Raw genomic sequence first — 17,214 nt, 5'->3', positions numbered from 1 at the left:
CGAAATCGTTTTTCGGCCCTACCATGACAGCGTTCTCGGTCTTCAACCTGAAGCCGCAAACGGTTGTCTTTTCATTCTCGCCATGAAGGAAATCGCATGTCCAAAACTGTCGTTTTCGGCTTTCCCGGGGATAGCCAGCTCTATGTCGCCGATGTCGAGGCGGGCACGGTGAAGCCGCTTGAGGATACCGACGGCCGCGCTGGCGAACTGCGCTCGTCCAGTGCGCCATTCATCCGCGGCGTGGACTTCGCCGTAGCACTCGATCCGGCCGACAAAGCCTTCTCCGGCCTCTTCGACTGACGCCATTGTGCCTTACCGGTTTCGACAGACAGTGCACCGCGGCCGAGACCTTCGACCGCGGTGCACCTTTTCTCGCCGAATTCGGCATCACGCGGGTCGCGCGGCACACGTCGCTCGACCGGATCGGCATTCCCGTCTGGTGCGCCTACACGCCCAATGCGCGATCCATCGTCGTGGCGCAGGGCAAAGGTGCGACGGACGCCGATGCGCGGACATCCGCCGTCATGGAAGCATTGGAGCGGGCGGTCGCCTGCGATCCCGATATCCCTGTCCTCAAGGCGAGCATTGCGGACCTGACGCGTCGCGGACTGGCCTTTCATGCGCTCCCGGCGCTGGTCGCATCGGGCCACGATCTCCTTTTGGCAGACGAGCACGCGGCGTGGGTCGAGGGACAGGATATCGCGAGCGGGGAGACCGTCTTCGTGCCCCGGCACGCCGTCGTCCTCGACCGGACGATCCAGGAGAGCCGGTACTGGCAATCTTCCGACGGACTTGCCTCCGGTAATACGCTGGAGGAGGCGATCTTTCACGGGCTGATGGAGCGGGTGGAACGGGACGCGCATGCGCTCTGGCAATTGCGCCCGCAGGCGGCGCGACAGGGCACCTGCGTCGATCCCTCCGGCTTCGACTGCCCGATCCTGCATGATCTGGAACGACAGATCGCGGCGGCGGGACTGACACTGCGTCTGTTCGATGCGACAAGCGATCTTGGCATTCCCTGTTTCTCCGCGTTTCTGGGCCCGGGTGGAACGCATCTCTCGGGGCGATTGCGGCATGTGGATGTGACCTTCGGAGCCGGCGCGCATCCCCTTCCCCGGCAGGCAGCGCTTCGGGCCATCACGGAAAGCGCGCAGTCGCGCCTGACCTATATCAGCGGCGCGCGGGATGACGTGTTTCCGGCCGACTACGACAGGCCGCTGGCGGAAAGCACGCGACAGTTCATGATGGCGAAGCCCGCCGCGCGAAGCCTTGCCGACGGCCCGGCCTGCACGCCCGGGACCCTGATCGACCACCTCCACGCGCGGCGTGCAGGGCCGATGATCGCGGTGCGGCTTTCTCGTCCGGACCTTCCCTTTTCCGTCGTCAAGGTCCTTGCACCCGCGCTCGAAAACCCCGAGGGGAACCGCCGGCAGCGATACGGGACGCGTGCACTTCGACAGGCTCTGACGCTATGAAGGGACATGCATGAAGGTTCTGTTCATCGGCCCGACATTGCCGGACGCAGAACGGATCGCGCCCGGCCTTAACATCCGTCCGCCGGCCATTCAGGGAGATCTCTATCGCGCCGTGCGCGACGGAGCCGGCATCATCGGGCTGGTCGATGGCGGCTTCGAATACACGGCGCCGGTCTGGCACAAGGAAATCCTCTACGCGCTGTCGGAAGGCGTCACGGTTTTCGGTGCGGCCAGCATGGGTGCGTTGCGGGCAGCGGAGTGCCGTACCTTCGGTATGATTGCCATTGGCGCCATTGCGCAAGCCTATGCCGATGGCATGCTTGTGGACGACGCCGATGTAGCGCAGCTCCACGCGCCGGCCGAACTGGGATGGGCGAGCCTGACCGAGCCTCTGGTCAACATCATCGCCACATTGCAGCGAAGCGATCTGCCAGCCAGCCTCACGCCGGACCTGCGAAGCCGGATCGAGGCGGCTGCCAGGCACCTGCATTTCAAGGACCGGACATGGCGCGCCATCCTCGATCATGTTTCCATACCGGACGAGGAACTTCGCATCAGGCTGGAGCGGGAACTGAAATCTCGCGCATGCAACCGCAAGCGCGAGGATGCCCTGCTTCTGGTCGCCGCGATGACCGCGCATCCGGACGATCGGTCAAGGGAGAAGCCCCACTGGATCTTTCAGGAAACAACGCTCTGGCGCGAGCTGCTGGACCGTGAAAATGCAAAAACACTTATGTTTTGAATAGCCTTCAGGGGCTGATGTCAGGTCACGCTTTCCATGTCACGGCTGTGTCACGCGCGATTCCTTGCGTCAGCCTCTACAGTCATTCCGGGACAACGGAACGGCTTGGAACATGACACTCAGCAACCCGCATGCGGAACAGATCGACGTCGCTCACGCAGAGCGAGACCCTGAGGAAGTACGGGCGCTTGCCCGACTGATCGTGTTCGCCCGGCAGAATGCGATCGACCTCAATATGGAAAATGCCGTGCATTGCCTCGATCTTGCCCTGCGCTCGGTTCTGCAGGAAGGCGACAGTACCTATGATGGTCTTTCCTTCCCGGAGCCCGGCCTGCAGAGGCAGCGCGCTCACTGACCAACCGTAGCCCTGCCGCTTCGACCGGAGATGCACACGAACGGGCTATGATTGCCTCGGCCCTTGCCGGGGCTTTCGTGTCAGGACGTCCGAACGTGCTTTGCAGAGCGGAGCCCGTTGTCGATCAGAGGCCGGCGCGGCGGCGAAGGCGGGCTTCAAGGGCCGAGAGACCGTCATAGATCAGAACCGCAAGTGCCCCGACGATGAGGCCGCCCTGAAGGACGAAGGCGAGATTGTTGGACTGGAGGCCGGCGATGATGACCTCGCCCAGCGTTCGCGCCGCAACCGTGGAACCGATGGTCGCGGTGGCAAGGCTGACGGTGATGGACAGCCGGATCCCCGCCAGAATGACGGGCGCCGCAAGCGGAAGCTCCACGCGAAACAGGCGCTGGCGGTTCGTCATGCCGGCGCCCCTCGCCGCTTCCATCACGGCCGGCGGCAGGGTCGTCAGTGCCGTCAGTGTGTTCTCGAAGATCGGTAGCAAGCCGTAGAGAAAGAGCGCCACCAGCGTCGGCTTTTCCCCGAAGCCAAGGGCCGGCACCGACAGTGCGAGGACCGCGACCGGCGGAAAGGTCTGCCCGACATTCACAAGACTGCGCGACAGGGGAAGAAACTCCGCCCCGAACGGCCGCGTCACGAGAATGGCCAGCGTAACCGCCACCAGAATGGCGGCCGTCGTCGCGATGGCAACGATGCGCAGGTGCAGAAGCGTCAGCGTGAAGAGGCTCCCCTGATTGTAGATGGCCGGTGCGTTGTCCTGCACGAGCGGCTTCAGGATCGGCTCGAAAATCGAGGGGGCGATGAGGAAGGTGAGAAGCGCGACGAGCAGCAGCGCCCGCAGGGCGAGCGGAACCCAGGACCTTGCCCGCGAACCTGCTGCAGATCGATCCGCTGCGGCGTGATGAAGCGTCGATCGGGAGATCGTCATCGGCGCCTCGCTGCGCGCCGCACCAGCCCGTCGAGCGTGATCCGGCCGATGGGCTGACCGTCGGCGCCCGCAACCGGTGCCGCGTCGCGGCCGCTCCACAGAAGTTCTGCAAGCGCATCCCGCTGCGTCGTCGCGGCGGCGATGGCTCTGCCCTGCGCCTCGCCAGGTTCCGCAGCGGCGCCCGCTGTTTCGATCGACAGCATCCGGAACGGGCGCTCGGTCGCGCCGATCAGGGTCTCGACGAAATCCGTCGCCGGGCGCTCGACCAGTTCGGCTGGCGGCCCGTACTGCACCAGCTCGCCCTTGTCCATCACGGCGATGCGGTCTGCGAGGTGGAATGCCTCCTCCATGTCGTGCGTCACGAGAATGATGGTCGTGCCGAGCAGCCGCTGTATCGCCAGCAGGTCCTCTTGCGCCTTGGCGCGGATGATGGGATCGAGCGCGCCGAAGGGCTCGTCCATGAGGAGCACGTTCGGCTCTGCGGCAAGCGCCCGCGCAACGCCGACACGCTGTTGCTGTCCGCCGGAGAGTTCATGCGGAAAGCGGTCGGCGAAGGTATCGGGATCGAGCTGGAACAACGCCAGCAACTCCGCCACCTTTGCCTTGATGCGCCCCCTATCCCAGCCAAGCAGCACCGGCACCGTCGCAATGTTTTCGGCGACCGTACGATGCGGAAACAGGCCATGCCCCTGAATAGCGTAGCCGATGCGGCGGCGCAGCTCGAAACCGGGAACCGAACGGTTGTCCTCGCCATCGAGGCGGATGGTGCCCGAGGTCGGCTCGACGAGGCGATTGATCATGCGCAGCAGCGTCGTCTTGCCGGAGCCGGACGTGCCGACGATCACCGTTACGGTTCGCGGATTGATGGTCATCGTGACATTGTTGACGACGGTATTGTCGCCATAGCGCTTGGTGATGCCGTCGATCTCGATCATGTCGTCCTGCCTGCGCGGTTGAGCGGCGCGTTGATGTCGATGAGGGCATCGAGGATGATGGCTGCGGAAAAGGCCAGGAGCACGGTCGGAACGGCGCCGAGCAGCACCAGATCCATGGCGGTCTGGCCGATACCCTGGAAGACGAAGACGCCGAAGCCGCCGCCGCCGATCAGCGCCGCGATGGTCGCAAGACCGATATTCTGGACGAGAACGATGCGGATGCCGGTGAGAATGACCGGCAGGGCCAGCGGAAACTCCACCCGCAGCAGGCGTTGCGCACCCGTCATACCTATGCCCCGTGCCGCCTCGTTCGCCTCGCGGGGCACGCCCGCCAGACCGACCACGGTGTTGGCGACGACGGGAAGCAGCGAGTACAGGAACAGCGCGACGAAGGCGGGTGCAGCACCGATGCCGCGCACGCCGATCGCGTAAGCGCCGGGGACATTGACCGCGATCCAGCCAAGCGGCGCGATGAGAAGGCCGAAGAGGGCGATCGAGGGTATCGTCTGGATGAGATTGAGAACGTTCAGAACACCTGCCCGCAACGGGCGCACCCTGTGACAGAGGATGCCGAGGGGCAAGCCGACGATGACGGATGCGAGAAGCGAGCCGATCGCAAGCGTCACGTGCTTTCCCGCCTCGCTCCAGAAGACATCCGCCCGCCCGGAATATTCCTTGAGAAGCGACAGGGAGTCCCATCGGCCGGAGGCAAGGATGGCGACAAGGCCACTCAGCGTTACGACCAGCAGAAGCACCCTCACCGCGGGCTTCGGCTTCATGCGCGTGATGGCATCGGCGGCAAGCAGCAGGAAGGCGAAGAGAAGCGTCCAGAAGCCGGATGCCGGGGAGACCCGCGCATAGGTATTCCCCTCGGGGGTGAGGAAACGTCCCGCCATGCCGATCAGCAGCATCAACGCGATGAGACAGATGGCGGCTCCGGCCAGCCTTGCGGCCGCTGGCGTCCTCAGGATGGTGAAGATGGCCGCCAGGCCGAGCGCGACCAGCAGGGCTGCGCCCCAGGCGGGCGGCAAAGCTTCGAGAATGGAGCGCGGGCTGCCGGGCACGATGCGATTGGCACGAAAGGTCGCGAACGGCGCCCAGGCCATGCCGATGCCAAGGAGGATGGCGATCATGACGCCGAGCTTGTCGAAGCGATTGCGCATGCCTCTCCTGACGTTTGGAAGATATCCGGCGCCGCGGATGTGATCGGGCGCCGGTAGAAGGCGGAGACGCCGGGAGCCACAGGCGCCCGGCGGTGCGCTTACTTCAGAAAGCCGTTCTTCTTCAGGAAGTCCTCCGCCACGGCCTTGGCCGGCTCGCCGCCCACCTGCACACGACCATTCAGATCCTGCAAGGTCACGAGGTCGAGCTTCTCGAAGACGGGCTTCAGAAGTGTTTCGATCTGCGGATTCTCCTTCAGCACGGCTTCGCGGATGATCGGAGCGGGCTGGTAGACGGGCTGTACGCCCTTGTCGTCTTCCAGCACCACGAGGCCAGACGGTGCGATGCCGCCATCCGTGCCGTAGACCATGGCAGCATTAGCGCCGTTCGTCTGGTTGGCGGCCGCCGCGATGGTCGCCGCGGTGTCGCCGCCCGAAAGCGTGATCAACTGATCCGGCTTCAGGGTGAAGCCATAGGTGGTCTGAAAGGCCGGCAGAGCGGCGGCGGAGTTCACGAATTCCGAGGACGCCGCAAGCTTCACCGTACCGCCGTCGGCGACATATTTTCCGAAGTCGGAGAAGGTCTTGACCTTGGATTCATCGGCGAGATCCTTGCGGATCGCCACGGCCCAGGTGTTGTTGGCCGGCGACGGGGTCAGCCAGACGATCTTGTTGGCGTCGTAGTCGAGCTTCTTGGCTTCTTCATAAGCCTTGGCGGCATCCTTCCAGGCGGGATCTTCGGCCTTCTCGAAGAAGAACGCGGCATTGCCCGTATACTCCGGATAGATGTCGATCTCGCCCGATGTGATTGCCTTGCGTACCACGGGCGTCGCGCCGAGCTGTACGCGATCCGTCGTCTTGATGCCGTTGGCATTCAGAACGGACAGGATGATGTTGCCGAGAACGCCGCCTTCGGTATCGATCTTGGATGAAACCACGACCTGAGCTTGAGCTGTTGCGGCAAACGACATGGCAGCGACTGCAGCCGCAATGAGTGTAGACTTGAACTGCACGCGAATTCTCCCCTTGTGACACACTATCGTCCACGCGATGGCGGTGATCGTCGCGGCATAGGCTGCCATATGTGGCGACTTCGGCGGAAAAGTAGAGCGGCCCCACGGCAAAATGCGACCGGTTCGTTTCGCGCAGCCTAAACGTGTATGCCGGGAGCCTCCTGCCCCGTTCGCTCGACATATTCGGTATATCCGCCGCCATACTGATGGATACCATCCGGTGTCAGCTCCAGCACCCGGTTGGAAAGCGCCGCCAGGAAATGACGATCGTGCGAGACGAAAAGCATCGTGCCCTCGTAGGCCGACAGTGCCTTGATCAGCATTTCCTTGGTATCGAGGTCGAGATGGTTGGTCGGCTCGTCGAGCACGAGGAAATTCGGCGGGTCGAACAGCATGGCGGCCATGACGAGGCGCGCCTTTTCGCCGCCCGAGAGAACCCGGCAGCGCTTGTCCACGTCGTCCCCGGAAAATCCGAAGCAACCCGACAGGGCTCGGAGCGGCGCCTGACCGGCCTTCGGAAACTGCTCCTCCAGCCATTGCAGAACGGTGCTCTCGCCATCGAGCAGATCCATCGCATGCTGTGCGAAATAGCCGAGCTTGACACTGGCGCCGACGGTGACGGTTCCCTTGTCGGGTGTCGTCGTGCCCGTGACGAGCTTTAGAAGCGTGGATTTCCCCGCTCCGTTGATACCCATGATGCACCAGCGTTCGCGCCGGCGGACCATGAAATCGAGCCCGTCATAGATCGTCCTCGACCCGTAGGCCTTGTGGACCTGCTTGATATTGACGACGTCTTCGCCCGAGCGCGGCGCGGGCAGGAAGTCGAAGGCCACCGTCTGCCGGCGCTTCGGCGGCTCCACGCGGTCGATCTTTTCGAGCTTCTTGACGCGGCTCTGCACCTGCGAAGCATGGGACGCACGCGCCTTGAAGCGCTCGATGAACTTGATTTCCTTGGCAAGCATAGCCTGCTGTCGTTCGAACTGCGCCTGCTGGTGCTTTTCGCTCAGCGCCCGCTGCTGTTCGTAGAAACCGTAGTCGCCGGAATAGCTGGTGAGCGAACCGCCGTCGATCTCGATGATCTTGTTGACGATGCGGTTCATGAATTCGCGGTCGTGCGACGTCATCAGCAGCGCGCCGTCATAGGTCTTCAGGAAACTTTCGAGCCAGATCAGGCTTTCGAGATCCAGATGGTTGCTCGGTTCGTCGAGCAGCATGACATCGGGCCGCATCAGGAGAATGCGGGCAAGCGCCACGCGCATCTTCCAGCCGCCCGAGAGCTTGCCGACGTCACCGTCCATCATCTCCTGGCTGAAGGAGAGGCCGTCGAGCACCTCGCGGGCGCGCCCCTCCAGCGCGTAGCCGTCCAGTTCCTCGTAGCGCGCCTGCACCTCGCCGTAGCGCTCGATGATCGCGTCCATTTCGTCCATGCGGTCGGGGTCGGACATGGCCGCTTCGAGGTCGCGCAATTCGGCCGCAACGATGCTGACGGGGCCGGCGCCCTCCATGACTTCGGCCACGGCGCTGCGGCCGGACATCTCGCCGACGTCCTGATTGAAATAGCCGATCGTCACGTTCTTCTCGGTCGCAACCTGCCCTTCGTCGGGCAGTTCCGATCCGGTGATCATGCGGAACAGCGTCGTCTTGCCGGCGCCGTTCGGGCCGACGAGGCCGATCTTCTCGCCCTTGTTCAGCGCGGCCGAAGCCTCGATGAAAAGAAGGCGGTGGCTGTTCTGCTTGGAGATGTTTTCGATGCGGATCATGATCGGTCGGGCCCGGCTGCGTTGCGGGTCGCCTTATGGCACGGGATGGCCCTGTTGTCCCGGCTTTTTGCTGCAGCGCACGCTTCTCCTCCCGTGAAGCCTTACAAGAGCGATACGCCGATAAGCGTGGCGATGGAGAGGAGGAGCGCCGGGATCATCACCACCGTCCCGAGCTTGAGAAAGTCCCAGGTGCCGACCTCGATGCCCTCGCGACGCAAGGCCGTCAGCCAGAGGATGGTGGCGAGCGAGCCGGTGACGGAAAGATTGGGGCCCAGATCGACGCCGATGAGGATGGCCGCGGCAACAAGGCTGGGCGCGCCGGCGGCCTGCACGGCGCTGCCGGCAAAGAGCCCTGCCGGCAGGTTGTTGACGAGGTTGGCCGCAAAGCCGACGCCGACGCCGGCAACACCGGCCGTCCATGCGGGCGATGTCGCCGCGTTACGGGCGAGAAGATCGCCCAGCATGCCGACGAGGCCGGTGCCATCGAGCGCTTCCACGATGACGAAGAGACCGGCGACCAGTGGCAGCACGCTCCACGAGATACCCTTGATGACCTCGATGGGCGGTTCGCGATTGACGACGACGATCAGGAGGGTCGTGGCGATACCGGCAATGAGGGTGGGCAGACCGAGATCGAGATCGAGCGCGGAGACGATAACGAGGCCGATGGCCGTCAGGGCAAGACCGATGCCTGCGACGCGGGCGGCGGGCGACAAGATCGGCGTCGGCACATCGGCCGCGACGGTTTCCGAAGCAATGGCCCGGCGCTGGGTGAAGGCAAGCGCCGCATAGGTCACGACAATCGCCACGATGGAGGGAAGCGTGAAGGTGCGCAGCCACTCCCCGAGCGGCGGCATCTCGCCGCCGCCGAAGATGACGAGGTTGGCCGGATTGGAGATCGGCAGCACGAAGCTCGCGGCGTTCGCAATAAAGGCGCAGATCAGCAGGTAGGGCAGCGGATTGGCAACCTTCGCCGCCCGCGTGGCGGCATAGACGGCCGGTGTCAGCACCACAGCCGTGGCGTCGTTGGAAAGGAACACCGTGACGAGGACGCCGACAGCATAGATCAGGAAGAACAGCCGCTTCGGCGAGCCCTTCGCATGCCGTGTCGCGATAGCGGCCAGCCAGTCGAACAGGCCTTCCTTGCGCGCAAGTTCCGACAACAGCATCATGCCGATGAGGAACAGGTAGACGTCATGGCCACGCGCTATGCCGTTCCAGACCGCCGACAAGGGCATGAGCCCGAGTGCCGCGATGACCGCGGCGCCAGCCACGGCCCAGACGGCCTCCGGCAGGCGGAACGGCCGGGTGATGACACCGGCGACGGCAAGGGCTGAGATGCCCCAGGTGAGCGTAACGGGAGAAAGCATGGATTTCCGGCTGTGTTGACGGGTTGAGACGGACGGCAGGAGGCCTTCTATACCGCCTGGGCTCGCACGCGAAAGGCGCTGATCGGCTGGGCGATGTTCTTCACATGCTGAAAGCCGAGATCGTCAAAGGTCAGCGGACGCTGCTTGCGGACATGATCGCGCACGGTGCGGGAAATGCAGATGGCGCCGGGTTCGGCCAGCGCTTCCAGCCGCGCGGCGACATTGACCGTATCGCCGAAGACATCGCCATCCTGCACCACGACATCGCCGACATTGATGCCGATCCGGAACATCAGCTGCGCATCCTCTTCCAGCCGGGCATTCGCCTCCGCCATCGCCTGCTGGATCTCGATCGCGCAGTCGATGGCCGAGAGCGCGCTTGCGAAGGCGGCGAGAACGCTGTCCCCCGCCGTGGTCACGATCGTCCCGCTGTGACGTTCGATGATCGGATCGATCCGGTCGCGCACGATCTTGAGACTTGCCAGCGTCCGTGTCTCGTCGCCCTCCATCAGGCGGGAGTAACCGACGACATCGGCCGCCATGATCGCAAGGAGACGACGATCGAGACGCGAGAGCAGTTCGTCGCGAGTCAGTTCGGCGGAGCGAGCGCGGCGGGCGGTGGCGCGCACGGCCACAAGCGCGAAGACGGCCGTGAGCAGCGCCAGCGCGAACACCACCATCTCCATGCGGGCGCCGGCCTGACGGGCGTCGGCCACGCGCTGCATGCGCTGATTGCTTTCCTCGGCCCGCATGGTCTTCAGCGCGTTGCGCACGCCGTCCATCAGCATCTTGCCCTGGCCGGTTTTCATGATGGCAAGCGCCCCTGCCGTGTCGCCCTCGCGCTGACGGTCGATGCTCTGACGCAGCTCGGAGAGCTTCTGGACGATCAGCGAGCGCAGGACGGCGACATTGGCATCCTGACGCGTATTGTCGGAAAGCCCGGACGCAAGCTCCTCCATTTTGCGGTCGATCTCCGCGATCGAGGCCTCATAGGGCTCCAGATAAGCCCGGTCCTGCGTGATCAGGTAGCCGCGCTGGCCGATCTCGGCATCCTGCAGCAGCGATTGCAGGGTGGAGATCCGCCGCTCGTTGCCGATCGTGTGGGCGATGGCCTCCTGCGCCTCGCGCTCGCGCTTGGACAGGAGGACGGAGGCACCGATGGAGGCGAAGGCGACGAAGAGCATGGCGATGATGATCATCCCCGCGCTCTGGCGCACTTCGTTGCGCGCCTGCAGCAGGAACTTGTTCACCGTCGGTCTGGCCATGGTCCCTCGCGCAGCAGTGTCACGGGCGTGCCATGTGGCCCCGCGTGATTGCATAGATGTGTTCGTGACGGGGAATGGGAAGCGCCCGCCGCGTATTTATAAAGGATCGCTTTTCCAACATTTCCTCACATGAAGGCAAATAGATGTCACGCGCCGTCGAGCAGGGCCTGCGCGGTGCGCTCGTCGGTGATGAGGCCGGAGAGGCGGCGGCTGGTGAGAACGGCGCGGATAGCCTCCACCTTGCCCGGACCACCGGCGATGGCGACGATGCGGTCGGCCTTTGCGGAATGAAACGAGACCGAGAGCGTGCGGGCCGTCAGCATGGTTTCGAGCAGGCGGCCGCGGGCATCGAAGAAATGTCCGAGCAATTCGCCAACGGCACCGTTGCCGGAGATCTCGCGGATCTCGCGCGGCTCGATCATGCCGGAGGCGACCAGCTGGGCTGCGGGTTCCACCGTGCCGATGCCGACGAATTTGAGGTCGGCGCCTTCGGCGAGCGCGAAGACCTCGCCGACGCCGCGCTGGGCAAGGAGAACCTCGCGATCCTCCGCCGTGTTGGCGAAGAAGGGAACCGGCATGACATAGGCCGTCGCGCCCGTCTTCTCCGCGATCTGGTGCATCACGTCATGCGGATTGATGGCATAGTTGCGGGTCACGCCGCCGAGAAGGGACACGAACGAGACCGTGGTGGCGGAAAGGCGCGGCATGTGGCGCACGGCGGCTGCCAGCGTGCGGCCGTGGCCAAGGCCGATCATCCGGTGCTCGCCCCGCTCGATCTCCCGCCGCAGGTAGGACGCGCCGGCATAGGCGAGCGCCCGCAGCGGCAAGCCCTCCTCGCGCATGTCGGGCGCGACTTCGCAATATTCGAGGCCGTAACGTTCGGCGAGGCGGGCCTCGAGATCGACGCATTCGACGATGTCGCCATCGATGGTGACCTTGACCATGCCGTCGGCCACGGCACGGGCGATCATCCGGTGGGTCTTGACGGAGGGCAGACCGAGCATCTTGGCAACGGCCGCCTGTGTCATGCCGCCGACATAGTGCAGCCAGGCGGCGCGTGTTGCGAGCGATTCCTCTGGATCGATGGGGCGTCGGTTTCCTGCCATGTGTCCTGTCATGTGTCCTGTCAGGCGTTCTATCGAGGCTTCTGGTCGCCAACGTCCTGCCGTAGGCCGATCCGTTTCGCCCGCACATCCGCCATACACCGCGTTCCGCCTGCTCGCACGTCTTTTCAGTTCACGCCGCTACAACCATCAGGCATGCCAGATGTTGAGGGCGGCAGCGCCCGTGTCGATATGCGGCGCCCAGAAGGCGATGCTTTCCGCGATCTGTTCGATCACTTGCCGATCGTTCGGATCGCGCTCCTTGAAGGACAGCTCGAGGCAGATCTCGTTGTTCTCGGCCCCCCCCTCTTCCAGAGCCTTCAGCAGCGGCTCGGGATGCACCCGGCCACGGGCGTTGAACTCTGCGGTGAACGGCCGATGGCCACCCTTGTCCATCAGGCTCTGCTTGATATGGATGATCGGCGAAAGCTTCGGCACCGCGCGCGCCCAGGCATAGGGATCGACATCGTCGGGATTGGGCGAGGTCACGTCGCCATGGTCGATATCGGCCATCATCCACATGGGAATGGCCATATCCGCTGCCGTCAGCCGGTCTTGCAGGCGAATGCATTCCGAAATCGTTTCGCCGAACTCGCGCCCGACGCTCATCGGCTCCCAGAAGATGTAGTCGAGACCTGCCGCCTTACCATGCTCGGCAACCTCGGCCCAGCAGTCGATGGCGATCTTGACGAGCTCTTCGCGCCGGGCGGCGTCGTCAAAATCCTTATAGGTGAAGATCGCGAACTGCGTGCCGACAGAGACGCCGCCGAGATCGGCGGTGATATCCGCGAAGGTCTTGAACCAGTCGATATAATAGCGCCGCACGTCCCTGTCGGGATGGCCGAAATGATTGAGGCGTCCGTAGGGGCCCGTCATGCCGGAGGTGACGCGCACGCCGGTGCGCGTGAGAGCGGCCTGCATCTCCCGCGTCAGGCGGCGGATGACGGGCGCGGGCCAGCTCGGATTGATGAACTCGTGCGTCAGCTGCAGATCCCGGATCTTCAGCTCACACGCCACGGTATCGATCAGATCGTCCGGCTCTGCGAACCGGTTGACCAGCGGATTGGTGTTGAGCGACAGGGTCAGCTTCATGATCGATCCCTCAGGCGGCCAGCGCGACATGCGCGTCGAACCAGTCCGCAAACGCCGCCCGCTCGGCTTCCGTCAGATGCAGGTTCTGCTTGGTGCGGCGCACGAGCACGTCTTCGGCGGTCTCCGCCCATTCGTTGGCGACGAGATAGCGCACCTCGGCCTCGTAGAGTTGTCCGCCGAAGTGGCGGCCGAGCCCCTCGAGCGATGTTACGCCCTTGACGATGCGATTGACGCGGGCGCCATAGAGGCGACCGTAATGGTTGACCAGCGCGCGCGGCATCCAGGGGTAGTCGCTGCGCATCCGCTCGGCAAACTGCACATAGTCGGCATTCGGGATTTCGCCGCCGGGCAACGTCGCTCCACGCGTCCAGTCGCCCTTCATGTTCGGGAAGAAGCCGGCGATCTTCTGGATGGCATGCTCGGAAAGCTTGCGGAACGTCGTGATCTTGCCGCCGTAGATGTTGAGCATCGGCGCGCCGCCGGTCTCGTCGAGCTCGAAGACATAGTCGCGCGTGACGGCGGACGGGTTTCCCTTGCCATCATCGAAGAGCGGGCGGACGCCGGAGAAGCTGTGCAGCACATCGCTGCGGCGCAGCTTCTCCTTGAAGTACCGGTTCACGGCGGCGATCAGGTAATCGATTTCCGTCTCGTCGGGCTTCACCTCTTCCGGACGGCCTTCATAGGGGATGTCGGTGGTGCCGATCAGCGCCTTGTCGCCCTCGTAAGGGTTGATGAAGATGACCCGCTTGTCGTGGTTCTGCACGAGATAAGCCTGTTGGCCGTCCCAGAACTTCGGCACGACGATGTGGCTACCTTTTACGAGGCGCACGTTGCGGCTGCTGTTGGAGCCGGCGACCCGGCCGACGATATCGTTGACCCAGGGACCGCCGGCATTGACGAGAACCTTCGCCCGGAAGGACGAAATTTCGCCAGTGCGCTCGTTGCGCGTCTCCACGCGCCAGCCGCCATCCTCCCGGCGGGCGCTGATGCAGGCGGTGCGCGTCAGCACCGTCGCTCCGCGCTCGGCCGCGTCGAGAGCGTTCAGCACCACCAGGCGGGCGTCATCCACCCAACAGTCGGAATACTCGAAGCCCTTGGTGTATTTGTCGAGGATCGGCGCGCCTTCGGGATCGCGATGCAGATCGAGCGAGCGGGTGCCGGGCAGGCGCTTGCGACCGCCGAGATGGTCGTAGAGGAAGAGGCCGAGCCGGACGAGCCAGGCGGGGCGGTCGTCCGGACTGTGGGGCAGCACGAAGCGCATGGGCCAGATGATGTGGCTTGCCGAGTTGAGGAGAACTTCGCGCTCGATCAGCGCCTCGCGCACCAGCCGAAACTCGTAATATTCGAGATAGCGCAAGCCGCCATGAACGAGCTTGCCGGAGCGCGACGACGTGCCTTCTGCCAGATCCCCTTTTTCGCAGAGTATGACCGAGAGGCCGCGGCCTGCGGCATCCCGCGCGATGCCGGCGCCGTTGATGCCGCCGCCGATCACGAAGAGATCGACCGTCTTTGCTTCTGTCATGTCAGGCTCCTCAAACGTGGGATGCGGAACGACGGGATGCGTCGTCGGGTGTCGTCATGTCGGCGAGATCCAGAGCGGCCATCGTCTTGTCGCGCTCGGGGCTCGCATGCCCATGCTCGTCGCTGAGTGTCTCCCAGACGGGCGCAAGCGACTGACGCGCCGCCACATAGGCCGGGTAAAGCCGGTCGTAATGACGGGCGAGATCAGGATCGGGCGCTTCGGCCTGCCCCAGAAGCGGGCTTACCCATTCATCGATGCAGGCATCCATCGCGGGATAGACGCCGAGCGCCACGGCCGCCATCATCGCGGCACCGGCGGCACCCGCCTCCTCCCGGTCGGAGATGCGAACGGGCGCATCGACCGAGGCGGCAAGCACGCCGCGCAATGCGCGGGAACGGGCGGCACCGCCGGTCAGCCGTAGCTCCTCCGGCATCGCGCCCATAGCCGCGTAGCAATCGCGCGTCGCCATGCCCAGCCCCTCGACCACGGCGCGCAGCATGTCGGGAAAGCCATGGCGGGTGGACAGGCCGATGAAACCGGCGCGGGCATTGGCGTTGACGAAGGGCCCGCGCTCGCCCGCCTCTGAAATATAGGGGTGATACAGCAGCGCGCCGGGCCGCGTGGTTTCCAGCCAGTGCTCGATCCGCCCGACGAGATCCGAGAACGCGACCTGCCGGCCCGCATCCGCCATCAGGTCGGCTGCCAGCCGCAAAATCCAGTCGATGTTCAGCGTCGCGCCCATATTCGTCTGAACCTGGGTGACGATGCCGGGCACTGGGAGCGCAATGACATAGCCCGTACCCTCGGCATTGAGATGCACCTCGTCCACCGGTTTGGCGCGCATATGAACGCCGGTGGAGCCGACGGTCGAACAGGCGGCATTCGTCGAGCGCGTGCGCACGCCGGCCCCCAGCGCGGTCATGACCATATCGACATAGCCGAGCGAGACCGGCGTTCCCGCGAGAAGTCCGGTCGCCCGGGCAGCGTCAGTGGACAGTGGATGCAGCACCTGAGTGCCGTCGATGATCTCCGGCAGGAGGTTGCGGCGGTGCGCAAGACCGAGGCTTTCGATCGCGATATCGTCATAGGCGCGCGTGCGGAAATTGCCGAAGGTGAAGCTCGCCTCCGACGGGTCCGTGGCGCGGATGCCGGTCAGATTCAGGTAGAGCCAGTCCTTGCAGTGCAGGGCGACCTGAGAGCCATCCAGAAGTTCGGGACGGTGCCGGTCCATATGCGCCATCTGCGCGCCTTGCTGGCAGGTATTCAGCCCGGTTCCCGTCGCCTCGAAGCGCGCGCGATCCTCGCTGCGGCCTGCAAGGCGTCGCACGGTCGGCGCGGCGCGGGCATCGAGCCACAGCCATGCATCGCCGACGGGACGGTTATCCGCCCCGACGAGCCAGGTTCCGTCGCCCTGCGCGGTCACGGCCAGCGCCGCCGTTCTCTCGGGCAGTCCATCGAGCTTTTCCGAAAGGCCTTTCAGAGCGGACACGCAGTCTGCCCAGGTCTGCGTCAGGGACTGGGTCGCCGAACCATCGTCTCCGGTTACGTAGACGTTGCGCACGGATGCGCAGGCCAGTTGCCGCCCGGCAAGGTCGAAGGCAACGGCCTTGATGACCGACGTCCCGGCATCGATACCGATGATGATATCTCCACCGTCACGCATGATGCCGGCTCCCGCGCGCCCAGATCCGCGCTCGCGCCCCTGCACATGGCCTCATCGGAAATCCTCCCATCCTCGCTAACCCTCCTCCGAAGAGCGCCGGCGACTCTCAATCCGGAAACCAAGCGGGAAGCAGACCTCGTTGCCCGCCCCAATCAGCCACCGCTGGTTATATCTCACAAACATCACACAAAAATCGAAATAATTTTCGCAGTCGGCATTTTTTTTCATAGATAACGAAGTTTGTCAAGATCGTCGCAGAGGCGGCTCTGGCCATGAAGCACCTTGTAATTCCGGCGCTTGGTCCAGCCGCAGGGAAAGCCCAAAGCTCAATCTCGGCGGCAGAATGCAGTACACAGACAAATGTCGATTCATTAAAAAATCTTCTACTTTCAGTATGTTAATTTCATACTTAAACTTGAAGAGAGGTATAATCGCTGCGCGTGCCCTCTCCTGACGCCAAACATTCATGATGACGTCTGCGTAGACGGCAGAGCGCATACTCCTTCTCATTCCCGAATATAACACGCTTACAAATATGGCGTTTGCGAAAGCGGCAGCCGTTGACACCTCAAAATATTTCTATCATTGTTCGTCTCATTGATAACACAGACCTATCATCTGTTATCACCCAGCATGAAGGCCGGCGGGAGGAAGATCGTCGGCGGATGCGTGAAGGAGGAGACGTCATGACCAGCACCGCGAACCCGTTACGCCGCTCGCACCTGCTTTTCCGGCAGGCGCTGCTTTCCGGCACGCACCTCCACGCCATTCATCTTCCGAGCTGACACCGCGCCCCGTAAATCCGTCGCGGGCCGCCGCAGGCAATTGCGG

General features: G+C 64.0%; 15 protein-coding genes. 4 read left to right on the top strand and 11 right to left on the bottom strand.

What is annotated here, in order from left to right; genetic code table 11:
* Nucleotides 1-96: 96 nt before the first annotated feature.
* The 4 genes from BSG19_RS06440 (at nucleotide 97) to BSG19_RS06425 (ending at nucleotide 2,572) form a co-directional block, all read left to right on the top strand.
* Nucleotides 97-300, top strand: a complete 204-nt coding sequence (locus BSG19_RS06440; protein ID WP_092931565.1) for a hypothetical protein — start codon at nucleotides 97-99, stop codon at nucleotides 298-300.
* Between the two features lie 5 nt (nucleotides 301-305).
* Entirely contained in the window at nucleotides 306-1,475 is a 1,170-nt protein-coding gene (locus tag BSG19_RS06435; protein ID WP_092986077.1) for a YcaO-like family protein, read from the top strand.
* Nucleotides 1,476-1,485: 10 nt separating this feature from the next.
* On the top strand, nucleotides 1,486-2,217 hold the full coding sequence (locus tag BSG19_RS06430) for a TfuA-like protein (RefSeq protein ID WP_092986075.1): 732 nt from the start codon (nucleotides 1,486-1,488) through the stop codon (nucleotides 2,215-2,217).
* 112 nt (nucleotides 2,218-2,329) lie between these two features.
* Complete coding sequence (locus BSG19_RS06425) at nucleotides 2,330-2,572, top strand: hypothetical protein (RefSeq protein WP_092986073.1); 243 nt, start codon at nucleotides 2,330-2,332, stop codon at nucleotides 2,570-2,572.
* A gap of 124 nt (nucleotides 2,573-2,696) precedes the next feature.
* Here the strand turns inward: BSG19_RS06425 and BSG19_RS06420 are convergent, their stop codons facing one another.
* The 11 genes from BSG19_RS06420 to BSG19_RS06370 all read right to left on the bottom strand — a co-directional run bounded on the left by BSG19_RS06420 (nucleotide 2,697) and on the right by BSG19_RS06370 (nucleotide 16,383).
* Complete coding sequence (locus tag BSG19_RS06420; protein WP_092986071.1) at nucleotides 2,697-3,500, bottom strand: ABC transporter permease; 804 nt, start codon at nucleotides 3,498-3,500, stop codon at nucleotides 2,697-2,699.
* A complete protein-coding gene (locus tag BSG19_RS06415; protein ID WP_092986069.1) occupies nucleotides 3,497-4,435 on the bottom strand; it encodes an ABC transporter ATP-binding protein in 939 nt (312 codons plus the stop codon). The genes BSG19_RS06420 and BSG19_RS06415 overlap by 4 nt, the downstream gene beginning before the upstream one ends.
* Nucleotides 4,432-5,598, bottom strand: a complete 1,167-nt coding sequence (locus tag BSG19_RS06410) for an ABC transporter permease (RefSeq protein WP_092986067.1) — start codon at nucleotides 5,596-5,598, stop codon at nucleotides 4,432-4,434. The genes BSG19_RS06415 and BSG19_RS06410 overlap by 4 nt, the downstream gene beginning before the upstream one ends.
* 98 nt (nucleotides 5,599-5,696) lie before the next feature.
* Nucleotides 5,697-6,566: a glycine betaine ABC transporter substrate-binding protein OsmF gene (locus tag BSG19_RS06405; protein ID WP_092987239.1), complete on the bottom strand. Its 870-nt coding sequence runs from the start codon at nucleotides 6,564-6,566 to the stop codon at nucleotides 5,697-5,699.
* Nucleotides 6,567-6,745: 179 nt separating this feature from the next.
* Complete coding sequence (gene abc-f / locus BSG19_RS06400; RefSeq protein ID WP_092986065.1) at nucleotides 6,746-8,368, bottom strand: ribosomal protection-like ABC-F family protein; 1,623 nt, start codon at nucleotides 8,366-8,368, stop codon at nucleotides 6,746-6,748.
* Between the two features lie 101 nt (nucleotides 8,369-8,469).
* Entirely contained in the window at nucleotides 8,470-9,738 is a 1,269-nt protein-coding gene (locus tag BSG19_RS06395; RefSeq protein ID WP_092986063.1) for an arsenic transporter, read from the bottom strand.
* Between the two features lie 47 nt (nucleotides 9,739-9,785).
* A complete protein-coding gene (locus BSG19_RS06390; protein ID WP_170865887.1) occupies nucleotides 9,786-11,003 on the bottom strand; it encodes a CHASE3 domain-containing protein in 1,218 nt (405 codons plus the stop codon).
* Between the two features lie 146 nt (nucleotides 11,004-11,149).
* Nucleotides 11,150-12,109 (bottom strand): sugar-binding transcriptional regulator, encoded by a 960-nt coding sequence (locus BSG19_RS06385; protein WP_092986059.1) that lies wholly within the window; start codon nucleotides 12,107-12,109, stop codon nucleotides 11,150-11,152.
* A 147-nt stretch (nucleotides 12,110-12,256) separates the two neighbouring features.
* Nucleotides 12,257-13,198: a sugar phosphate isomerase/epimerase family protein gene (locus BSG19_RS06380; RefSeq protein ID WP_092987238.1), complete on the bottom strand. Its 942-nt coding sequence runs from the start codon at nucleotides 13,196-13,198 to the stop codon at nucleotides 12,257-12,259.
* 10 nt (nucleotides 13,199-13,208) lie between these two features.
* Nucleotides 13,209-14,720 (bottom strand): glycerol-3-phosphate dehydrogenase, encoded by a 1,512-nt coding sequence (locus BSG19_RS06375; protein WP_092986057.1) that lies wholly within the window; start codon nucleotides 14,718-14,720, stop codon nucleotides 13,209-13,211.
* A gap of 10 nt (nucleotides 14,721-14,730) precedes the next feature.
* Complete coding sequence (locus BSG19_RS06370) at nucleotides 14,731-16,383, bottom strand: FGGY-family carbohydrate kinase (protein ID WP_092986055.1); 1,653 nt, start codon at nucleotides 16,381-16,383, stop codon at nucleotides 14,731-14,733.
* Nucleotides 16,384-17,214 lie beyond the last annotated feature (831 nt).

Source organism: Rhizobium sp. NFR03 (assembly GCF_900111275.1).
In the GTDB taxonomy this organism is placed as follows: domain Bacteria; phylum Pseudomonadota; class Alphaproteobacteria; order Rhizobiales; family Rhizobiaceae; genus Ferranicluibacter.
Note: the sequence above shows the minus strand (reverse complement) of the source record. Positions and strands in the feature narration are given on the sequence as shown.